This window comes from Belnapia mucosa (assembly GCF_016775475.1).
Lineage (GTDB): Bacteria > Pseudomonadota > Alphaproteobacteria > Acetobacterales > Acetobacteraceae > Belnapia > Belnapia mucosa.
Genome location: NZ_JAEUXJ010000003.1, coordinates 1 through 17,180, shown reverse-complemented (window position 1 = coordinate 17,180; position 17,180 = coordinate 1). Strand labels below are relative to the sequence as shown.

15 protein-coding genes and 1 tRNA gene are annotated in these 17,180 nt (G+C 68.9%); 13 read left to right on the top strand and 3 right to left on the bottom strand.

Annotated features, from left to right (window positions below; genetic code table 11):
- Positions 1 to 2: 2 nt before the first annotated feature.
- On the bottom strand, positions 3 to 1,586 hold the full coding sequence (locus JMJ55_RS08190; RefSeq protein ID WP_202825049.1) for an ABC transporter substrate-binding protein: 1,584 nt from the start codon (positions 1,584 to 1,586) through the stop codon (positions 3 to 5).
- Positions 1,587 to 1,781: 195 nt separating this feature from the next.
- Here JMJ55_RS08190 and JMJ55_RS08185 point away from each other — a divergent pair, with 195 nt between their 5' ends.
- The 11 genes from JMJ55_RS08185 to JMJ55_RS08135 are packed head-to-tail and all read left to right on the top strand — an operon-like array spanning position 1,782 to position 14,039.
- Complete coding sequence (locus tag JMJ55_RS08185; protein ID WP_202825048.1) at positions 1,782 to 3,116, top strand: LLM class flavin-dependent oxidoreductase; 1,335 nt, start codon at positions 1,782 to 1,784, stop codon at positions 3,114 to 3,116.
- Positions 3,116 to 3,739 (top strand): hypothetical protein, encoded by a 624-nt coding sequence (locus JMJ55_RS08180; RefSeq protein ID WP_202825047.1) that lies wholly within the window; start codon positions 3,116 to 3,118, stop codon positions 3,737 to 3,739. The genes JMJ55_RS08185 and JMJ55_RS08180 overlap by 1 nt, the downstream gene beginning before the upstream one ends.
- Positions 3,736 to 4,887, top strand: coding sequence for an NAD(P)/FAD-dependent oxidoreductase (locus JMJ55_RS08175; protein WP_202825046.1), 1,152 nt, complete (start codon positions 3,736 to 3,738; stop codon positions 4,885 to 4,887). The genes JMJ55_RS08180 and JMJ55_RS08175 overlap by 4 nt, the downstream gene beginning before the upstream one ends.
- Positions 4,887 to 5,942: an NAD/NADP octopine/nopaline dehydrogenase family protein gene (locus tag JMJ55_RS08170; RefSeq protein ID WP_202825045.1), complete on the top strand. Its 1,056-nt coding sequence runs from the start codon at positions 4,887 to 4,889 to the stop codon at positions 5,940 to 5,942. Before JMJ55_RS08175 ends, JMJ55_RS08170 begins: the two co-directional genes overlap by 1 nt.
- 3 nt (positions 5,943 to 5,945) lie before the next feature.
- Positions 5,946 to 6,914, top strand: a complete 969-nt coding sequence (locus JMJ55_RS08165; RefSeq protein ID WP_202825044.1) for an ABC transporter permease — start codon at positions 5,946 to 5,948, stop codon at positions 6,912 to 6,914.
- Positions 6,914 to 7,837: an ABC transporter permease gene (locus JMJ55_RS08160; protein ID WP_202825043.1), complete on the top strand. Its 924-nt coding sequence runs from the start codon at positions 6,914 to 6,916 to the stop codon at positions 7,835 to 7,837. The genes JMJ55_RS08165 and JMJ55_RS08160 overlap by 1 nt, the downstream gene beginning before the upstream one ends.
- 4 nt (positions 7,838 to 7,841) lie before the next feature.
- Positions 7,842 to 8,837: an ABC transporter ATP-binding protein gene (locus tag JMJ55_RS08155; protein WP_202825042.1), complete on the top strand. Its 996-nt coding sequence runs from the start codon at positions 7,842 to 7,844 to the stop codon at positions 8,835 to 8,837.
- Positions 8,834 to 9,820 carry an ABC transporter ATP-binding protein gene (locus tag JMJ55_RS08150; protein ID WP_202825041.1) on the top strand — a complete coding sequence of 329 codons (987 nt, stop codon included), beginning with the start codon at positions 8,834 to 8,836 and terminating at the stop codon, positions 9,818 to 9,820. Before JMJ55_RS08155 ends, JMJ55_RS08150 begins: the two co-directional genes overlap by 4 nt.
- 15 nt (positions 9,821 to 9,835) lie before the next feature.
- On the top strand, positions 9,836 to 10,933 hold the full coding sequence (locus JMJ55_RS08145; protein ID WP_202825040.1) for an NAD(P)/FAD-dependent oxidoreductase: 1,098 nt from the start codon (positions 9,836 to 9,838) through the stop codon (positions 10,931 to 10,933).
- A gap of 12 nt (positions 10,934 to 10,945) precedes the next feature.
- Positions 10,946 to 12,676: an ABC transporter substrate-binding protein gene (locus tag JMJ55_RS08140; RefSeq protein ID WP_202825039.1), complete on the top strand. Its 1,731-nt coding sequence runs from the start codon at positions 10,946 to 10,948 to the stop codon at positions 12,674 to 12,676.
- Positions 12,677 to 12,689: 13 nt separating this feature from the next.
- Positions 12,690 to 14,039 (top strand): LLM class flavin-dependent oxidoreductase, encoded by a 1,350-nt coding sequence (locus JMJ55_RS08135; protein WP_202825038.1) that lies wholly within the window; start codon positions 12,690 to 12,692, stop codon positions 14,037 to 14,039.
- Between the two features lie 113 nt (positions 14,040 to 14,152).
- Here the strand turns inward: JMJ55_RS08135 and ilvD are convergent, their stop codons facing one another.
- A complete protein-coding gene (ilvD, locus tag JMJ55_RS08130) occupies positions 14,153 to 16,009 on the bottom strand; it encodes a dihydroxy-acid dehydratase (protein WP_202825037.1) in 1,857 nt (618 codons plus the stop codon).
- Between the two features lie 79 nt (positions 16,010 to 16,088).
- Between ilvD and crcB the strand changes: the two genes are divergently transcribed.
- Entirely contained in the window at positions 16,089 to 16,463 is a 375-nt protein-coding gene (crcB, locus tag JMJ55_RS08125; protein ID WP_202825036.1) for a fluoride efflux transporter CrcB, read from the top strand.
- 4 nt (positions 16,464 to 16,467) lie between these two features.
- Here crcB and JMJ55_RS08120 read toward each other — a convergent pair.
- Positions 16,468 to 16,543 (bottom strand) — tRNA-Gly (locus tag JMJ55_RS08120).
- Positions 16,544 to 16,770: 227 nt separating this feature from the next.
- On the opposite strand from JMJ55_RS08120, the gene JMJ55_RS08115 reads away from it, so the two are divergent.
- Positions 16,771 to 17,180, top strand: a 410-nt coding sequence (locus tag JMJ55_RS08115) for a GTP-binding protein (RefSeq protein ID WP_202825035.1), incomplete at its 3' end; no start/stop codon positions are given.

Genomic DNA, 17,180 nt, shown 5'->3' with positions numbered 1-17,180 from the left:
GGCTAAGCCTTCTCCACATTCCAGAAGACAGGGACGGGCCCCTTGAGCAGCCCCTTCAGGCTGCTCCGCCAGGCCGCCGGTGGCAAATACTGGCCGAGCGGGATGAAGGGCACCGTCTCGAAGGCGCGGGCCTGGATCGCCTGGTCCAGCCGGCGCAGCTCCGCCTCATCCGTGCCCTCCATCCAGCGGTCGCGCATCGCCTCGATCTCGGCATCCTCGGGCCAGCCGAACCAGGCGCCGCGGCCATTGCCCCGTATATTCGAGGCGAAGACCGGGTCGCGGTATTCCGCCGCCGGATAGCCGGCCGGGAAGACCGACCAGCCGCCACGCTCCAGCGGCTCCATGCTGGTCCGGCGCTGGACCACGGTGCCCCAATCCATCGCCTGGTCGTCGATATTCAGCCCGACCGCCCGCCAGGCCGCGGCGGCGACGCTCGACATGGCGTCGTAGAAGGTCTGGTCGGTCGGATGCATCAGCAGGATGCGCTCGCCGGCATAGCCCGCCTCGGCCAGCATGCGCTTGATCTGGTCCGGGCTGCGGCGCACCCGCACCGCCTCCATCCCTACCTCATTGGCCGAGGGCGTGCCGGGCAGGAAATAGCCGACCGGGGCGTGGTAGAGCGAGCGGTCCTCGCCCATCACCGCCGTCATCACCTCCACCTGGTCGATCGCCGCCATCATGGCGCGGCGGACCCCCGGATTGGCGGTGGCGCCATGGAGGTGGTTGGGGCGGAAGGCCCCGAAGGTGCCATACTGGTCGAGCGCCCCGACCGTCACGCCGCGCGCCCGCTTCAGCCGCGGCAGCAGGTCGGGCAGGGGCTGGTCCACCCAATCCACCTCGCCATTCATCAGCGCATTCGCCGCCGTCCCGGCATCCGGGATGATCCGCCACTCGACCCGATCGACCATCACCCGGTAGCCGCCGGCGGCGTAGCTGGCGGGTTCGTCCCGCGGCTGATAGCGGTCGAATTTGGCAAAGACGGCGCGGCTGCCGGGGACATACTCGTCGGCCACCCAGCGGAAGGGGCCGCTGCCGACGATCTCGGTGATCTGCTTGTAGGGATCGGTCCGCGCGACCCGTTCCGGCATGATGACCGGGCTCGGCTGGGTCTTGGCCAGGGCATAGGGCAGGGAGGCGAAGGGCTTCTTCAGCCGCCAGACCAGGGTCCGGTCGTCCGGCGCCTCCAACGCATCGAGCCGGGCGGCGATGGTCTGTCCGATCGGGTCCCGCACCATCCAGCGCTGCAAGGAGGCGACGCAGTCCCGCGCCAGCACCGGCTCCCCGGTATGGAAGCGTAGGCCATCGCGCAGACGCATGGTCCAGCGGCGGGCGCCGTCCTCGGCCCGATGCCCCTCGACCATCTGCGGCTGCGGGTTCAGCGCCTCGTCCCGGCCATAGAGCGTCTCGAACAGGAGATGCGCCGAATTGCGGGTGACGACGGCGGTGGTCCAGACCGGATCGAGGCTTGTCAGGTTGGCCTGGGGCACATGGATCAGCACGCGCGGTTCGGCGCCGAGCGCCGGCAGCGCGAGGGCGGATCCTGCAAGGCCGGTGGGCAGGGCGGCCAGCAATTGGCGGCGTCGCATCCTCGGCTTCCTCCTGTGGATGGCCCTTGGCGGGCGCTTGCCGGGAAGTGTCCTCCCACCGCGGTCCGGCTGCAATGCCTGCCGAAATTGCGGGCAGGATCGGTCCGGGCATGCTGGAATGCGGTGCCCGGGGTGCTTGCGCCCGCCGCGTCGCGGCGCAGTATGCCGGAGCCGTCCGGAGGTGTGAGGATCCGTATGACTACCCGCAAGCCCATCAAGCTCGGCCTCTCGATGCGCTATCTGGGCTACCACGCCGCGGCTTGGCGCCATCCGGAGGCCGATCCGGGCGCCGCCTCCAAGCTCAGCCATTTCCTGCGCATCGCGCAGACTGCAGAAGCGGCGAAGCTCGACATGCTGTTCCTCGCCGACGGCATCGGGCTCCGCACCCGCGACGACCCGCCAGGCGCGCTCTGCCGCTCGCACCAGACCGCGGAGCTGGAGCCGCTGACGCTGCTTTCGGCGCTCTCGGGGATGACCAGCCGCATCGGCCTCGTGGCCACAGCCTCCACGACCTATAACGAGCCCTTCCACATCGCCCGCAAATGGGCCTCGCTGGATCATCTCAGCGGCGGCCGCGCCGGCTGGAACGTCGTCACCTCCTGGTCGGAGGCCGAGGCGTGGAATTTCAACCGCGACCAGCACATGGAGTACGACCTGCGCTACGAGCGCGCCGCCGAATTCGTGGAGGTGGTGAAGGGGTTGTGGGACAGCTGGGAAGGCGATGCGCTGGTGCATGACAAGGACAGCGGCATCTTCTTCGACCAGTCGAAGCTCCATGTGCTCGACCACAAGGGCAAGCATTTCAAGGTGCGCGGCCCGCTGACCATCACCCGCACCCCGCAGGGACGGCCGATCCTGGTGCAGGCCGGCGCCTCGGAACAGGGGCTGGAGATCGCCGCGCGCAGCGCCGATGTCGTCTATTCGGCCTCCCATACGGTTGAGGCGGCGCGGGACTACTACGCCAACCTCAAGGGAAGGCTGGCCAAATACGGGCGCGGCTGGGACGACCTGAAGGTGATGCCCGGCATGACCTATTTCGTCGGCCGCACCCAGGCCGAGGCGCAGGCCAAGCTCGACCAGCTCAACGACCTCGTCGCGCCGGAACTCGGCCTCTCCTACCTCTACAGCCAGATGGGCGACCTTTCGGGCTATCCGGTCGATGGGCCCGTCCCGGAGCCGAAGGACCCGCGGGTGCGGAGCATGGCGCGCATGGGGCTGGAGCTGGCGCGGCGGGAGAGCCTCTCGATCCGCCAGCTCTACAGCCGCATCGCTGCCGGCTTCGGCGGCCGCGTCGTGGTCGGCACGCCGGAAAGCATCGTCGACGACATGGAGGAATGGGTCTCGGCCGGCGCCGCGGATGGCTTCAACATCTGCCCGCCGGTGCTGCCTGTCGGCCTCGATGATTTCGTCGAGCTGGTGCTGCCGGAGCTGCGCCGGCGCGGCATGTTCCGCACCGAATATGAGGGCACGACGCTGCGGGAGAATCTCGGCGTGCCGATGCCCGTCAACCGCTACACGGCGACGCGCTGATGCGCGCGGTCATCATCGGCGCCGGTCCGGCGGGACGCGCGGCGGCTGCGCTGCTGCCGGAGGCGCGGGTGGTGACGCGGCCAGCGGAGACAGCCTGGCATGCCGAACCGGGGCGGATCTGGATCGAGGGCGCGGCCGGCGTCGCCGCCGTGGAATTCAGCCGGCTGCTGCTCGCGGCCGATGAGCCGCTGCTGCTGATGGCGCTCGGCTGCCGCTTCGAGGCCGGGCGGCCGGTGGTGGACGAGGCCGGGCAGACCACGCGCCCCGGCATCTTCGCCGCCGGTGCCATCCTCGGCGCCGCCGATGCCGAGGAGGCGGCCCGCCAGGGCGCCATCGCTGCCCGTGCGCTCGCGGGCTTGCCGCCGGACGGCCGGATCGCCGCCTCGCCGCGCCCGCTGCCGGCGGCGGAGCGGCTCGATCCGCTCGCCGTCGCGCAACTGCTCGAGGAGGAGCCCGGCCCCGATCGCAGCGCCCGCGCCCTGGCCCAGGCCGAGCTTCGCGGCGCCCGCCTCACCAGCCTGGTGGCGCCAGCCCGTCCGGTCGGCTTCGCTGCCCTGGCCGCCATGGCGCCCGCGAGCCTCGCCCCGTGCGGGACGCAGGCGGATGAAGGGGTGCTCGGATGAGCCCGGATGTGATCGTCATCGGCGGCGGGCTGCATGGCATGTCCGCCGCGCTGCATATCGCCCGGCGCGGCCGCCGCGTGCTGGTGCTGGAGAAGGACCGGGTCGCCGCCCATGCCTCCTCCTATTCCGCGGGCGGCGTCCGCACCCTGGGGCGGCATCTGGCGGAGGTGCCGCTCGCGGTCGAATCCCTCGCCCTGTGGCATCGCATCGCCGATCTGGTCGGCGATGACTGCGACTTCCACGAGACCGGCCATATCAAGGTAGCCGAGACGCCGGGGGAGCTGGCCGAGCTGGAAGCCCGCGCCGCCACCCTCCGCGCCGCCGGCTGGGACCATGAGGAGGTGGTGGACCAGGCCGAGCTGCGCCGCATCCTCCCCGCCATCGCGCCGCATGCGGTGGGCGGGCTGATTGCCCGGCGCAATGGCTTCGCCCGCCCCTACCGCACCACCATGGCCTTCCGCCGCGCCGCCGAGGCAGCCGGCGCGGTGATCCGCGAAGGTGCCGGCGTGGTCGGGCTGGAGCGGCGCGGCGGCCAGTGGGAGCTGCGCTGCACCGATGGCTCCGCCCATGCGGCGCCGGTGCTGGTCAATACGGCCGGGGCCTGGGGCGCGCGGCTGGCCCGCTCGGTGGGGGAGGAGATCCCGCTCGGCTTCAGTGCCTTGATGATGATCTACACCTCGGCCCTGCCGCCCTTCGTCACGCCGGTGGTCGGGCTGACCGGCCGGCCGCTCTCCTTCAAGCAGGCGGCGAGCGGGCATGTGATGATCGGCGGCGGCCATAAGGGCATCGGCGACCTCGATACCGGTGAGGTGGCGCTGGATGTCGAGCGGCTGGCCTTCTCGGCCAGGACCGCGCTGGATGTCTTCCCTATCCTGAAGGAGGCGCGGCTGGTCCATGCCTGGGCCGGGATCGAGGGCATGCTGCCGGACGAAATTCCAGTCATCGGCCTCTCGCGCGCCGTGCCGGGGCTGGTGCATGCCTTCGGCTTCTGCGGCCATGGCTTCGAGCTGGGGCCGGTCATGGGCGGCATCGTCGCGCAGCTGGCTCTCGACGGCGCCACCAATATGCCCATCGCACCCTTCGCGCCCGACCGCTTCGGCGCCGGCGTGGCTTCGGACGGGGCTGCCTTGCTGCAGCCGGCAGGTTGATGATGCGCGTCGCCATCCTCGGCACCGGCGCCATCGGTCTCGGCGCTGCCGCCCTGCTGACGGAGCGGGGGCATGAGCCCGTGCTCTGGACGCGTTCCGCCACGCCCCTGCCGGTGCAGGAGGCGAGCGGCGCACTGACCGGCCGCTATGCCTTGAGGCTCGAGCCGGAGATCGCCGCGGCGCTCGCTGGCGCCGAGGTGGTGATGCTCGCCCTGCCGGCCTATGGCCATAAGGCAGTGCTGGACGCCGCCCTGCCGCATCTGGCGGAGGGGCAGACGGTCATCCTCAGCGGCCATCTCTCCTTCGCCGGGCTCTACCTCGCGCAGCGCCTGGCGGAGCGCGGGCTGCGACTGCCGATCATCCTCTGGGGCACCACCGTCACGACCGGCCGGCGCCTCTCGCCGGAGAGCCTGCGCATCGCCACCATCCGCGCCAAGGTCGATGTGGCGACGCTGCCCGCAGGCGGGATCGGCAGTGGGCTGACCCTGTGCGAGGCGCTGTTCGGCGAGCGCTTCGTGCCGCGCGAGGACCTGATCGCCATCGCGCTGAGCAACGTCAACCCGCAGAACCACATGGCGATCGCCCTCTGCAACCTGACCCGCATGGAGCGCGGCGAGGCCTGGTCGCAGAACGAGAACATCACCGATGCAGTGGGCCGGCTGATCGAAGCGCTGGATGCCGAGCGCCTGGCCATCGCCGAGGCCTTCGGCGCCACGGTGCGGACGGTGCGGCAGCATTTCCACCTCTCCTTCCATGTCGAGGAAGCGCCGCTCGGCGAGATGGCCCGTGCCATGGTTGCCCGCGGCGACCGCACCATGGCCCCGGCGACGCTCGAGACGCGCTATGTCCTGGAGGACGTGCCTTTCGGCCTGGTGCCGACCGCCCGGCTCGGCCGCCTCGCCGGCCGGCCGGCAGTGCTGCATGAGGCGGGGATCGCGCTGCTCTCGGCGCTCTATGGCCGCGACCTCGCCGCCGCCAATGACCTGCTGCCCGCCATCGGCTTCGAGGGGTTGAGCGCCGAACGGCTCCGCGTCCTGGCCTGGGGGGAGAGTTAGCCGATGGGGATGCTCAACTACATCGCACGCCGCCTGCTCTTCTCGCTGGCCCTGCTGCTCGGCGTCAGCGTCATCCTCTTCGCCCTCATCAACGCCATCGGCAATCCGATCGAGATCCTGCTGGCCGAGCGGCCGGGCGTGACCGAGGAGATCATCCAGTCCGTCAGCCAGTATTACGGCCTCGATGGCAGCGTGACGGATCGCTACTTCACCTGGCTGGGCAATCTGCTGCGGCTCGATTTTGGGACCAGCATCATCTACAACCAGCCGGTCGGCGACATGCTCTGGACCTTCGGGCTGGAGACGCTGAAGATCCAGATCCCCGGCATCCTCCTCGCCCTGGCGCTGGCGGTCGGGGCTTCGGTCCTGGCGGCGACGCGGCAATACAGCCGGATCGATTTCGGCGTCATCTCGGGCGCCATGCTCGGCCATTCGCTGCCGGGCTTCTTCTTCGGCATCATCCTGATCCTGATCTTCTCCTACTGGCTCGGCTGGCTGCCCTCCTACGGCGCCTACTCCACCCGCAACCTGCTCTGGGACAGCGAGCTGGCCGATGGGCTCTGGCACATGGTCCTGCCGGTCGGGATGCTCGCCTTCTTCAACACGGCGACGCTGACCCTGCTGCTGCGCTCCTCCCTCGTCGATGTGCTGCGGCAGGACTACATCACCGCCGCCCGCGCCTCCGGCCTGCCGGAGCGGCGGGTGGTGATGGGCCATGCGCTGCGCAACGCCGTGATCCCGGTACTGACCTATCTCGGCATTCTGTTCGGGCTGATGCTCGGCACCGCGCCGGTGACGGAGACGGTCTTCACCTGGCCCGGCCTCGGCGCGCTTTACATTATGGCGATCCAGCAGCTCGACTATCCGCTCATCATGGGGGAGACGATGATCATCACCGTCATGCTGGTCGGCGCGACGCTGCTGACCGACATCGCCTATGTCGCCATCGACCCGCGGATCAGGCTCGGCTGATGGAAGGCAGCATCGCCCTGGCCGCACCGCCGCGGCCGCCCGGAATCTGGCGCCAGGGCTGGTTCCGCTTCCGGCGCAACCGCGGCGGCATGCTGGGGCTGGTGCTGGTCGGGCTGGTGGTGCTGGTGGCGCTCACCTGCTTCCTCGTCGCGCCCTATGACCCGAACGACCAGTCGGCGATGTTGCGCGGTGCCTCCCGCCAGGGGCCGAGCTGGGCGCATCTCCTCGGCACCGATCGCAACGGCTATGACGTGCTGAGCCGCGTGTTGTACGGCGCGCCGACGGCGCTGGCGGTCGGGCTCGGCGCCATGCTCATCGCCTCCATCCTCGGCACCATCATCGGCGGCATCGCCGGCTATGTCGGCGGGATGGTCGATGAGGTGCTGATGCGCTGCGCCGAGTTCTTCCTGGTGATCCCGGTCTTCATCGTGATCCTGGCGGTGGTGCGCCTGTTTGGCATCATGGTGGTGGGCACGGCGCTGGAGCGGGTGCCGCATCTCAACCTGATGACGATCATCGCGCTTCTCGGCCTGTTCGGTTGGCCGCCCATCGCCCGCATGGCGCGCGCGGAATTCCTCCGTCTGAAGCAGGCCGATTTCGTCGAGGCCGCCATCTGCATCGGCGCCACGCGGCGGGACATTCTGCTACGCCATATCCTGCCGAATGCGCTGCCTTCGCTCATCGTGCTCGTCGCGCTCGGCATCGGCGGCGCCATCCTGGCCGAGACGATGGTGAGCTTCCTCGGCTTCGGCGACCCCAAGGCGGTCTCCTGGGGCCAGCTTCTCTATTTCAACTACGAGTCGCTGAAGGTCGCGCCCTGGGGCTCCGTCGCGCCGGGCGTCGCCATCTTCGTCACCGTTCTCGGCTTCAACCTCCTGGCCGATGGGCTGACCGATGCCTTCAATCCCCGCCTCCGGCAGTAGCGCCATGGCGCCGCCTCTGCTCTCGGTCGAGGGGCTGCAAGTGCAGTTCCATACCCGCGACGGCATCGTGCGGGCGGTGGACGGGGTCGATTACAGCGTCGGTCGCGGCGAAACCCTCGGCATCGTCGGCGAGAGCGGCAGCGGCAAGACCGTCTCCAGCCTCGCCCTGCTGCGCCTGGTGCCGCCGCCGGCCCGCATCGCCGCCGGGCGGGTGATGTTCGAGGGCGAGGACCTGCTGGCGAAGCCGGAGCGCGAGCTCGGCGCCATCCGTGGCCGGCGCATCGCCATGGTGTTCCAGAACCCGGCAACCTCGCTGAACCCGATCTATTCCATCGGCAGCCAGCTCGGCGAAATCCTCCGCTGGCATGAGAAGCTCGACCGCGCCGCGGCCGAGGCGCGCATCCTGTCGCTGCTCGACCTCGTCGGGATCACCGATCCGGCGACCCGGCTCCGGCAATATCCGCATGAGCTGAGCGGGGGGATGAAGCAGCGCATCGGCATCGCCCGCGCCCTGCTCTGCAACCCGGCGCTGCTGCTGGCGGATGAGCCGACCACGGCGCTCGACGTCACCATCCAGGCGCAGATTCTCGACCTGCTGGCCGATCTGCGGCAGCGACTCGGCATGGCGATGGTGCTGGTGACCCATGACATGGGCGTCGTCGCCCGCATGGCCGACCGCATCACGGTCATGTATGCCGGCCGGGTCTGCGAGACGGCGAGCGCCGCCACCCTCTTCAGCGCCCCGCGGCATCCCTATACCCGCGCGCTGCTCGAGAGCATGCCGCGCATCGACCATCGCTATACCGGCCCGCGCCAACTCCTGCCGACCATTGCCGGCCGGCCGCCCGGCCTGCTGAACCCGCCCGCCGGCTGCCGCTTCGCCGCCCGCTGCCCGGAGGCGATGGCCGAATGCCGCACCACCCTGCCGGTCGAGACAGTGGTGGCGCCCGGCCATAGCGTCAGCTGCATCCGCCATGGCAGCCAGGGGATCGCGGCATGAGCGCGGCATTGCTGGAGGTGGAGAACCTCTCCAAGCATTACCCCGTGCTGCGACGGGGTATCCTGCTGCAACGCCAGACCGCGGCGATCCGGGCGGTGGACGATGTTTCCTTCCGCCTCCAGGCCGGGGAGACCCTGGGCCTGGTCGGCGAGAGCGGCTGCGGCAAGACGACGACGGCGCGCGCCATCCTCAATCTCGTCACGCCCAGCAGTGGCGCGGTGCGGTTCGAGGGACGGGACATCCTGCCCGTCTTCCGGAAGGGCGAGCGCAGCGAAGTGCTCGGCATCCGCCGTGGCCTGCAATATGTCTTCCAGGACCCCTATCTCTCGCTCAACCCGCGCTGGACCATCGGCGAGACCCTGCGGGAGCCGCTGCGCATTCATTGGCCGGAGCGCGAGGCTGAGTGGCCCACCCGCATCGACGCCTTGCTCCGCATGGTGGGGCTCGAGCCGCAGCATGCCTGGCGCTACCCGCATGAGTTCAGCGGCGGCCAGCGCCAGCGCGTCGGCATTGCCCGGGCCCTGGCGGTGGAGCCGCGGCTGCTGATCCTGGATGAGCCGGTTTCCTCCCTCGATATCTCCGTCCGCGCCCAGATCCTGAACCTGCTGGCGGAGCTGCAGGACGGGCTCGGCCTCGCCTATCTCTACATCTCGCACGACCTGAGTTCGGTGCGCTTCATCAGCACGCATGTGGCGGTGATGTATCTCGGCAAGCTGGTGGAGATGGCCCCGGTCGATGCGCTGTTCGCCGCGGCAGGGCACCATTACACGCGGGCGCTGCTGAGCGCGATCCCGGTGCCCGATCCCGGCGCGGCGCAAAGCCGCATCCACCTCCAGGGCGAGGTGCCGAGCGCGCTGCGCCGCCCCACCGGCTGCCCCTTCCATCCCCGCTGCGCCGCCGCCCTGCCGGTCTGCCGCAGCGAGGAGCCAGCTCTTATCGACATCGGTCCGGGCCACCGCCTGGCCTGCCACAATCCTGCCTGAGAAGAGGAGGCCCGCATGCAGACCATTGTCATCGGCGCCGGTGTGCTCGGGGCCGCCATCGCTTTCCGCCTGGCGCAGGCCGGCGCGCAGGTGACGGTGCTGGAAGCCGGGCGCGTTGGCGGTGGCACCAGCGGCACCAGCTTTGCCTGGATCAACTCCGCCACCGGCGGCGTGCCCCCGGCCTATCATGCGCTGCGCATCGCCAGCATGCAGGCCCATGCCGAGGTGGCGGCGGAATTCGGCGGGGCCTCCTGGTACCACCCGACCGGCGGGTTGAAATGGGCATGGCCGGCGGAGCTGCCGGCGCTGGAGGCCAATGTCGCGGCGCTCCAGGCGCGCGGCTATGCGGCGGAATGGATCGACCGCGCCCGGCTGCTGGCGATGGAGCCGGACCTCGACCCCGTCGCCATCGGCGATGGGCCGATCGCCTGGTTCCCGGAGGAGGGTTGGCTCGACCCCGTGCCCTATGCCGGCGCCATGGTCCGTGCGGCGCAATCCCTCGGCGCCGTGCTGCGGACCGGCGCAAGGGTGGCGGGGATGGAGATGGCAGGCGGGCGGGTCACCGGCGTCCGTCTGGCCGATGGCACCCGGCTCGCCGCCGATTGCGTGGTGAATTGCGCCGGCCGCTGGTCGGATGGCCTAAGGCCGGTGCCGCATGTGCCGCTGGCGCCGACCGTCGGCTTCCTCGTCTTCACCCCGCCGGTCGCGGCCGGCATCTCCCATGTGCTGCATGCGCCGGAGGCCAATCTCCGCCCGGACGGGGCCGGCCGGCTCATGCTGGTCTGGAACGATTTCGCCGCCGGCTTCTCGGCGGAGACGCCGCCCGATCCGCGCCTGCCGGAAGTGCAGGAGATGATGCAGTCGGTTTCCCGGCTGATCCCCTCACTGGCTGGGCTGGAGGCGGAGGCGGTGCGCATCGGCGTCCGCCCATTGCCGCGGGATGGGCTCTCCGCCATCGGACCTGTCCCGCGCACCGAAGGCTATTATGTCGCGGTGACGCATAGCGGCGTGACGCTCTCGCCCATCCTGGCACGGCTGGTCGCGGCCGAGGTGGTGCGTGGCGAGGATCGCGCGGAACTGGCCGAATTCCGGCCTGCCCGCTTCTTCAACTGAGGAGATGGAGACATGCCGATGGAGACGAAGCGCCGCGCGCTGATGGGGGCCGCCGCCGCGGCCGCGGTCACCGCCGCAGTGGGTCCGGCCCGGGCCGCCCCGCCCTTCTTCAAGCTCTATTTAATGATCCCGAACAACCAGCCGGCACGGATGATCTGGGGCAACCTGGCGGCGCAGCAGATGCAGCGCATCGGGATCGATGTCGTCTCCTCCCTCGTCCCCTTCACCGTCATCGCCCCGCGGCGGTCCCGTGGCGAGGGCAAGACGCATGTCGATGGCGGCTGGGACTGCTACCTCGAGCGCTACTACTACAACGCCATCAAGCCAACGCCGAACACGCTGTACCACAGCCGGCTGATGCCGCCGGGTGGCGAGAATTACTATTATGTCAATGACCCGGAGATCGACAAGGCGCTCGACGTCATCAGCAACACGCTCGATGAATCCGCCCGTCAGGCTGCCTACCGCGACTTCGAGAGGCGCTGGTACGACATCCAGCCGATGACGATCCTGTTCTACCCGCAGGATGTCATCGCGGTGAACCCGAAGCTGAAGGGCTTCGATGCCACCACCTTCAACCCGGTCTTCTTCCCGCAGCCGGAGAAATGGACGATCGAGGGTGCGGGCCGCAACGCGACGGCCGCCTTCGCCTCCTGGGCACAGCCGGCGACCCTGATCCCGATGTACAGCACGGGCTATACCGAATCGAATGTCTTCGGCCCGGTCTATAACCGGCTCTATGAGTATGAGAGCTGGGAGACCAAGAAGCTCGTCCCCGGCCTCGCCACCGACCACAGCGTCTCCTCGGACGGCAAGAACTGGGTCATCACCCTGCGCCAGGGCGTGAAGTGGCATAGCGGCGAGGAATTCACCGCGGCCGACGTCAAGTTCACCTGGGACACCATCCTGAACGCCGCCTATGGCTCGCAACTGCGCGCCGGGGTGATGCAGGTGTTGGGCGGGACGGAGAGCTACCGGGCCAGCGGCAAATACGAGATCAGCGTGACCCTGCCGCAGCCGAGCATGCTCTTCCTCGACTGGCTGCTCGGCGCCATGGCGATCATGCCGGAGCATGCCTACAAGGATATCCGGCCGGAGGCGCTGCGCGGCCATATCGCCAGCACCTGGCTCGGCAGCTACACGGTGAAGACCTCGGACGGGAAGAGCTTCACCGCGCGCGGCGGCGTCGGCACCGGTCCCTGGATCCCGCAGGGCTACGACCCCTCGCGCAAGGCCTACAAATACGCGCGCAACCCGAATTACTGGAAGCCGCATACCGGCAACGTCACCACCTATTACCTCGTCAATATCCAGGGCACCGACAGCGTGCTCAGCGCGCTGAAGGCCGGCGAGATCGATGCGCATGACCCGATGTATGATATCGGCCCGCTCGCCAACACCATCGACCCCTCCTGGGGCAAGGTGCAGACCTTCGACAGCTTCAAGTGGCAGCATATCTGCTACAACCTGAAGCACCCCGTCTTCGGCACCGGCGTCGAGACGCCGCTCGGCAAGCAGGACCCGTCCCGCGCGGCGGAGGCCGCGGCCTTTATCCGCAAGGCGATCAGCCACGCCATCCCGCGCGAGCAGATCGTCAAGGAGATCGCCGGCGGCTACGGCGTGCCGGGTACGGTGCCGATGCCCTACACCGCACCCGAATACGACCATGAGATGCTGAAGCCGATCGCCTATGACCTCGATCTCGCACGGCAGTATATGGAAAAGGCCGGGTACAAATACTGAGGGGAGGCGTGCGATGATACGGCAGATTAAGCTCGGCATGTCCATGCGCGGGCTTGGCTACCACCCGGCGGCCTGGCGGCATCCGAGCGTGCCGGCCGATGGGACGCTCCGCTTCGAGCATTATGTCCGCAACGCCCAGGCGGCGGAGCGCGGGCTGTTCGACATGATCTTCTTCGCCGACGGCATCGGCATCCGCGAACGGGACGAGCCGCGCGGCTCGCTCGCCCGCTCCGGCTACGAGATCGTCGAGATGGAGCCGATGACGCTGCTGCCGGCGCTGGCGGCGGTGACCAGGCATATCGGCCTCGTCACCACCGCCTCCACCACCTATAACGAGCCGTATCACGTCGCCCGGAAATTCGCGACGCTCGACCTGATCAGTGGCGGCCGCGCCGGCTGGAACATCGTGACCTCCTGGTCCGAGGCCGAGGCGCGCAACTTCAACCGCGACGAGCATCTCGACTATGACACGCGCTACGAGCGCGCCGCCGAATTCGTCGAGGTGGTGACCGGCCTCTGGGACAGTTGGGAAGGGGATGCCTTTCCCTACGACAAGGCGGGCGGCCTCTTCTACGACGAGAGCCGCCTGCATGTGCTCGATCACAAGGGCAAGCATTTCAAGGTGCTCGGCCCGCTGAATGTTGCCAGCATGCCGCAGGGGCGGCCGATCCTGGTGCAGGCCGGCGCCTCGGACCAGGGGCGGGAGATTGCCGCCGCCTCGGCCGAGGTCGTCTATGCCGCGCAGGACAGCAAGGAGACGGCCAAGGCCTATTACGACGACCTCAAGTCGCGCATGGCGAAATACGGCCGCGAGCCGGAGGACATGAAGATCATGCCCGGCCTGCGCACCGTCGTCGGCCGCAGCCGGGCCGAGGCGCAGGCGAAATGGGACGAGTTGCAGGAGCTGCTGGATCCGCTGGTCGGGCTGGCGCGCGTCTACAACATGATCGGCGACCTGACCGGCTATGACGTGGACGGGCCGGTGCCGGAGCCGCTGATCACGCCGCGGGTCAAGAGCATCACGGACCGCTACATGGCCCGCGCCCGCCAGGAGAACATGACGATCCGCCAGCTCTACAACGCCATCGTCGCCGGCGGCTTCATCATCATCGGCACGGCGTCGGATATCGCGGACGGCATGCAGGAATGGTTCGAATATGGCGCCTGCGACGGCTTCAACATCCTGCCGACGCACCTGCCGGTCGCCTGCGAGGATTTCGTCGAGCATGTGACGCCGGAATTGCAGCGCCGCGGCCTGTTCCGCACCGCCTATGAAGGCAAGACGCTGCGGGAGAATCTCGGCCTGAAGCCGCATGTGAACCGCTATACCGCCGCCCGCAGCCAGGCCCGGGCGGCGGAGTAGGGGCGGGGCCTAGAGCAAACTCCGATCAGGTGGAATCACCTAGTCGGAGTAATTTGCTCGCTCAGACAACAAGCTAGAGCGGCTTCCGTGAGCCAAGGCGAACGGAAACCGCTCTAGCCCCGCCGCATGCCCTTCAGGTCGCGCACCGCGCCGCGGGCGGCGCTGGTGACCATGGCCGCATAGGCCTGCAAGGCGGTCGAAACCTGGCGCTTGCGCGGCTGCGCCGGCTGCCAGGCCGCCGCCCCCTTCGCCTCCATGGCGGCGCGGCGCTCGGCCAGCACCGCATCCGGCACGGCGAGGTTGATGTGGCGGTTCGGGATGTCGATCTCGATCCGGTCGCCATCCTCGACCAGGCCGACCAAGCCGCCCTCCGCCGCCTCGGGCGAGAGATGGCCGATGGAGAGGCCGGAGGAGCCTCCCGAGAAGCGCCCATCGGTCACCAGGGCGCAGACCTTCCCGAGCCCCTTCGACTTCAGATAGCTGGTCGGATACAGCATCTCCTGCATCCCGGGCCCGCCGCGCGGCCCTTCGTGGCGGACCAGCACCACATCGCCCGGCTGCACCACGCCGCCGAGGATGCCCTCCACCGCCGCGTCCTGGCTCTCGAAGACCCGGGCCGGGCCGGCGAAGGCGAGGATGCTGGCATCGACGCCGGCCGTCTTCACGATGCAGCCCTCCTCGGCGAGGTTGCCGTGCAGCACCGCAAGGCCGCCATCCTGCGAGAAGGCATGCGCCTTGTCGCGGATCACGCCGCCCGCACGGTCGGTATCGAGGCTCTCCCAGCGCTGGTCCTGGCTGAAGGCCACCGTGGTCGGGATGCCGCCCGGTGCCGCCTGGAAGAAGTGTCGCACCTTGTCGTCCACCGTGCGCTGCACATCCCAGCGGGCCAGCGCCTCGCCGAGGCTCGGCGCATCGACCCGGCTGACGGAGGTATCGATCAGCCCGGCCCGGTCGAGTTCGCCCAGGATGCCCATGATGCCGCCAGCCCGGTGGACATCCTCGACATGGACATTGGCGACCGAGGGCGCGACCTTGCAGAGCACCGGCACCCGGCGCGACAGCCGGTCGATGTCCCGCATGGTGAAATCGACGCCGCCTTCATGCGCCGCTGCCAGCAGGTGCAGCACCGTGTTGGTGGAGCCGCCCATGGCGATGTCGAGCGTCATCGCATTCTCGAAGGCGGTGCGGGTGGCAATGTTGCGCGGCAGGAGGGAGAAATCCTCCGTCTCGTAATGCGCCCGGGTGATCTCGACGATTTTCCGCCCGGCCTCGAGGAAGAGCCGCTTGCGGTCGGCATGGGTGGCGACGATCGTGCCGTTGCCGGGTAGGGCCAGGCCCAGCGCCTCGGTCAGGCAGTTCATCGAATTGGCGGTGAACATGCCGGAGCAGGAGCCGCAGGTCGGGCAGGCCGAGCGCTCGATGACGGCCACTTCCTCATCCGTCACATTGGGGTCGGCGGCGACAATCATGGCGTCGATCAGGTCGACCGAGCGCTTCTGGCCCCGATGGACCACCTTGCCCGCCTCCATCGGCCCGCCGGAGACGAAGATGGTCGGGATGTTGAGGCGCATGGTCGCCATCAGCATGCCCGGCGTGATCTTGTCGCAGTTCGAGATGCAGACCATGGCATCGGCGCAGTGGGCATTGACCATGTATTCGACGCTGTCGGCGATCAGGTCGCGGGAGGGCAGGCTGTAGAGCATGCCGTCATGCCCCATGGCGATGCCGTCATCTACCGCGATGGTGTTGAATTCCTTGGCGACGCCGCCCGCCGCCTCGATCTCCCGCGCGACGAGCTGGCCGAGATCCTTCAGATGGACATGGCCGGGGACGAATTGGGTGAAGCTGTTGACGACCGCGATGATGGGCTTGCCGAAATCGCCGTCCTTCATGCCCGTCGCGCGCCAGAGGCCCCGGGCGCCGGCCATGTTGCGGCCATGGGTGGTGGTGCGGGACCGATACTGGGGCATCTAGGCTTTCCTCCGGGAAGGGGCTTCCATATTACGGCCGCCCGGGCTGGCCAATCCCCCGGCGGCGGGAGGCTTTGCGATGACCTATGCCTGGGTGGCCCTGGGCAGCGCCCTGGGCGGGATGGCCCGCTACTGGCTGGTGCTGGCGACCTTCCCGTTCTTCGGCCCGGTCTTCCCCTGGGCGACCGTCCTCATCAACATCCTTGGCTCCTTCGTCATCGGCTGGTTCGGGGCGCTGACGATGGAAGGACGGATCGCGGTCCCGGCGGAGATGCGGGCTTTCGTCATGGTCGGGCTCTGCGGCGGCTTCACCACCTTCTCCTCCTTCAGCCTGCAGACGCTGGAGTTGATCCAGAAGGGGCGGGTGGAGCTGGCGCTGGCCAATATCGGGCTCTCGGTCCTGCTCTGCCTGGGGGCGGTGGCCATCGGGTATTGGCTGGGACGAGGAGGGTAGCGGCTGGAGCGGACGACGAGGTTCGAACTCGCGACATTCAGATTGGAAATCTGACGCTCTACCAGCTGAGCTACGTCCGCCCAGGGGGCGCTGCCAGGGCGGTTTCCCGGCGTTGACCCCGATGACGCTTCCTGATAGGGCCAGCCGCGCCGGCCGGCAAGGGTGCTGGCTGGCAATGCTACAATTTGTGCCTATATCCCGCACGGTTCGCGGGTATGCCCCAGGGGAAGGCCAGGCGCCGCCATCCTTCTACCGGAACGGGCCTCGGGCAGGCGAAATGGATCGTACGGGATAGCGGAGCCGGGCAATGGCGAAGGCGAAGTTTGAGCGGAACAAGCCGCACTGCAACATTGGGACGATCGGGCACGTCGACCATGGCAAGACGTCGCTGACGGCGGCGATCACCAAGGTTCTGGCGGAGACGGGCGGGGCGACGTTCACGGCCTACGACCAGATCGACAAGGCGCCGGAGGAGCGGGCTCGTGGCATCACGATCTCGACCGCGCATGTCGAGTATGAGACGGCGAACCGCCACTACGCGCATGTGGACTGCCCTGGCCACGCCGACTACGTGAAGAACATGATCACCGGCGCGGCGCAGATGGACGGCGCGATCCTGGTGGTCTCGGCGGCCGATGGCCCGATGCCGCAGACGCGCGAGCACATCCTGCTGGCCCGCCAGGTGGGCGTGCCCGCCCTGGTGGTGTTCCTGAACAA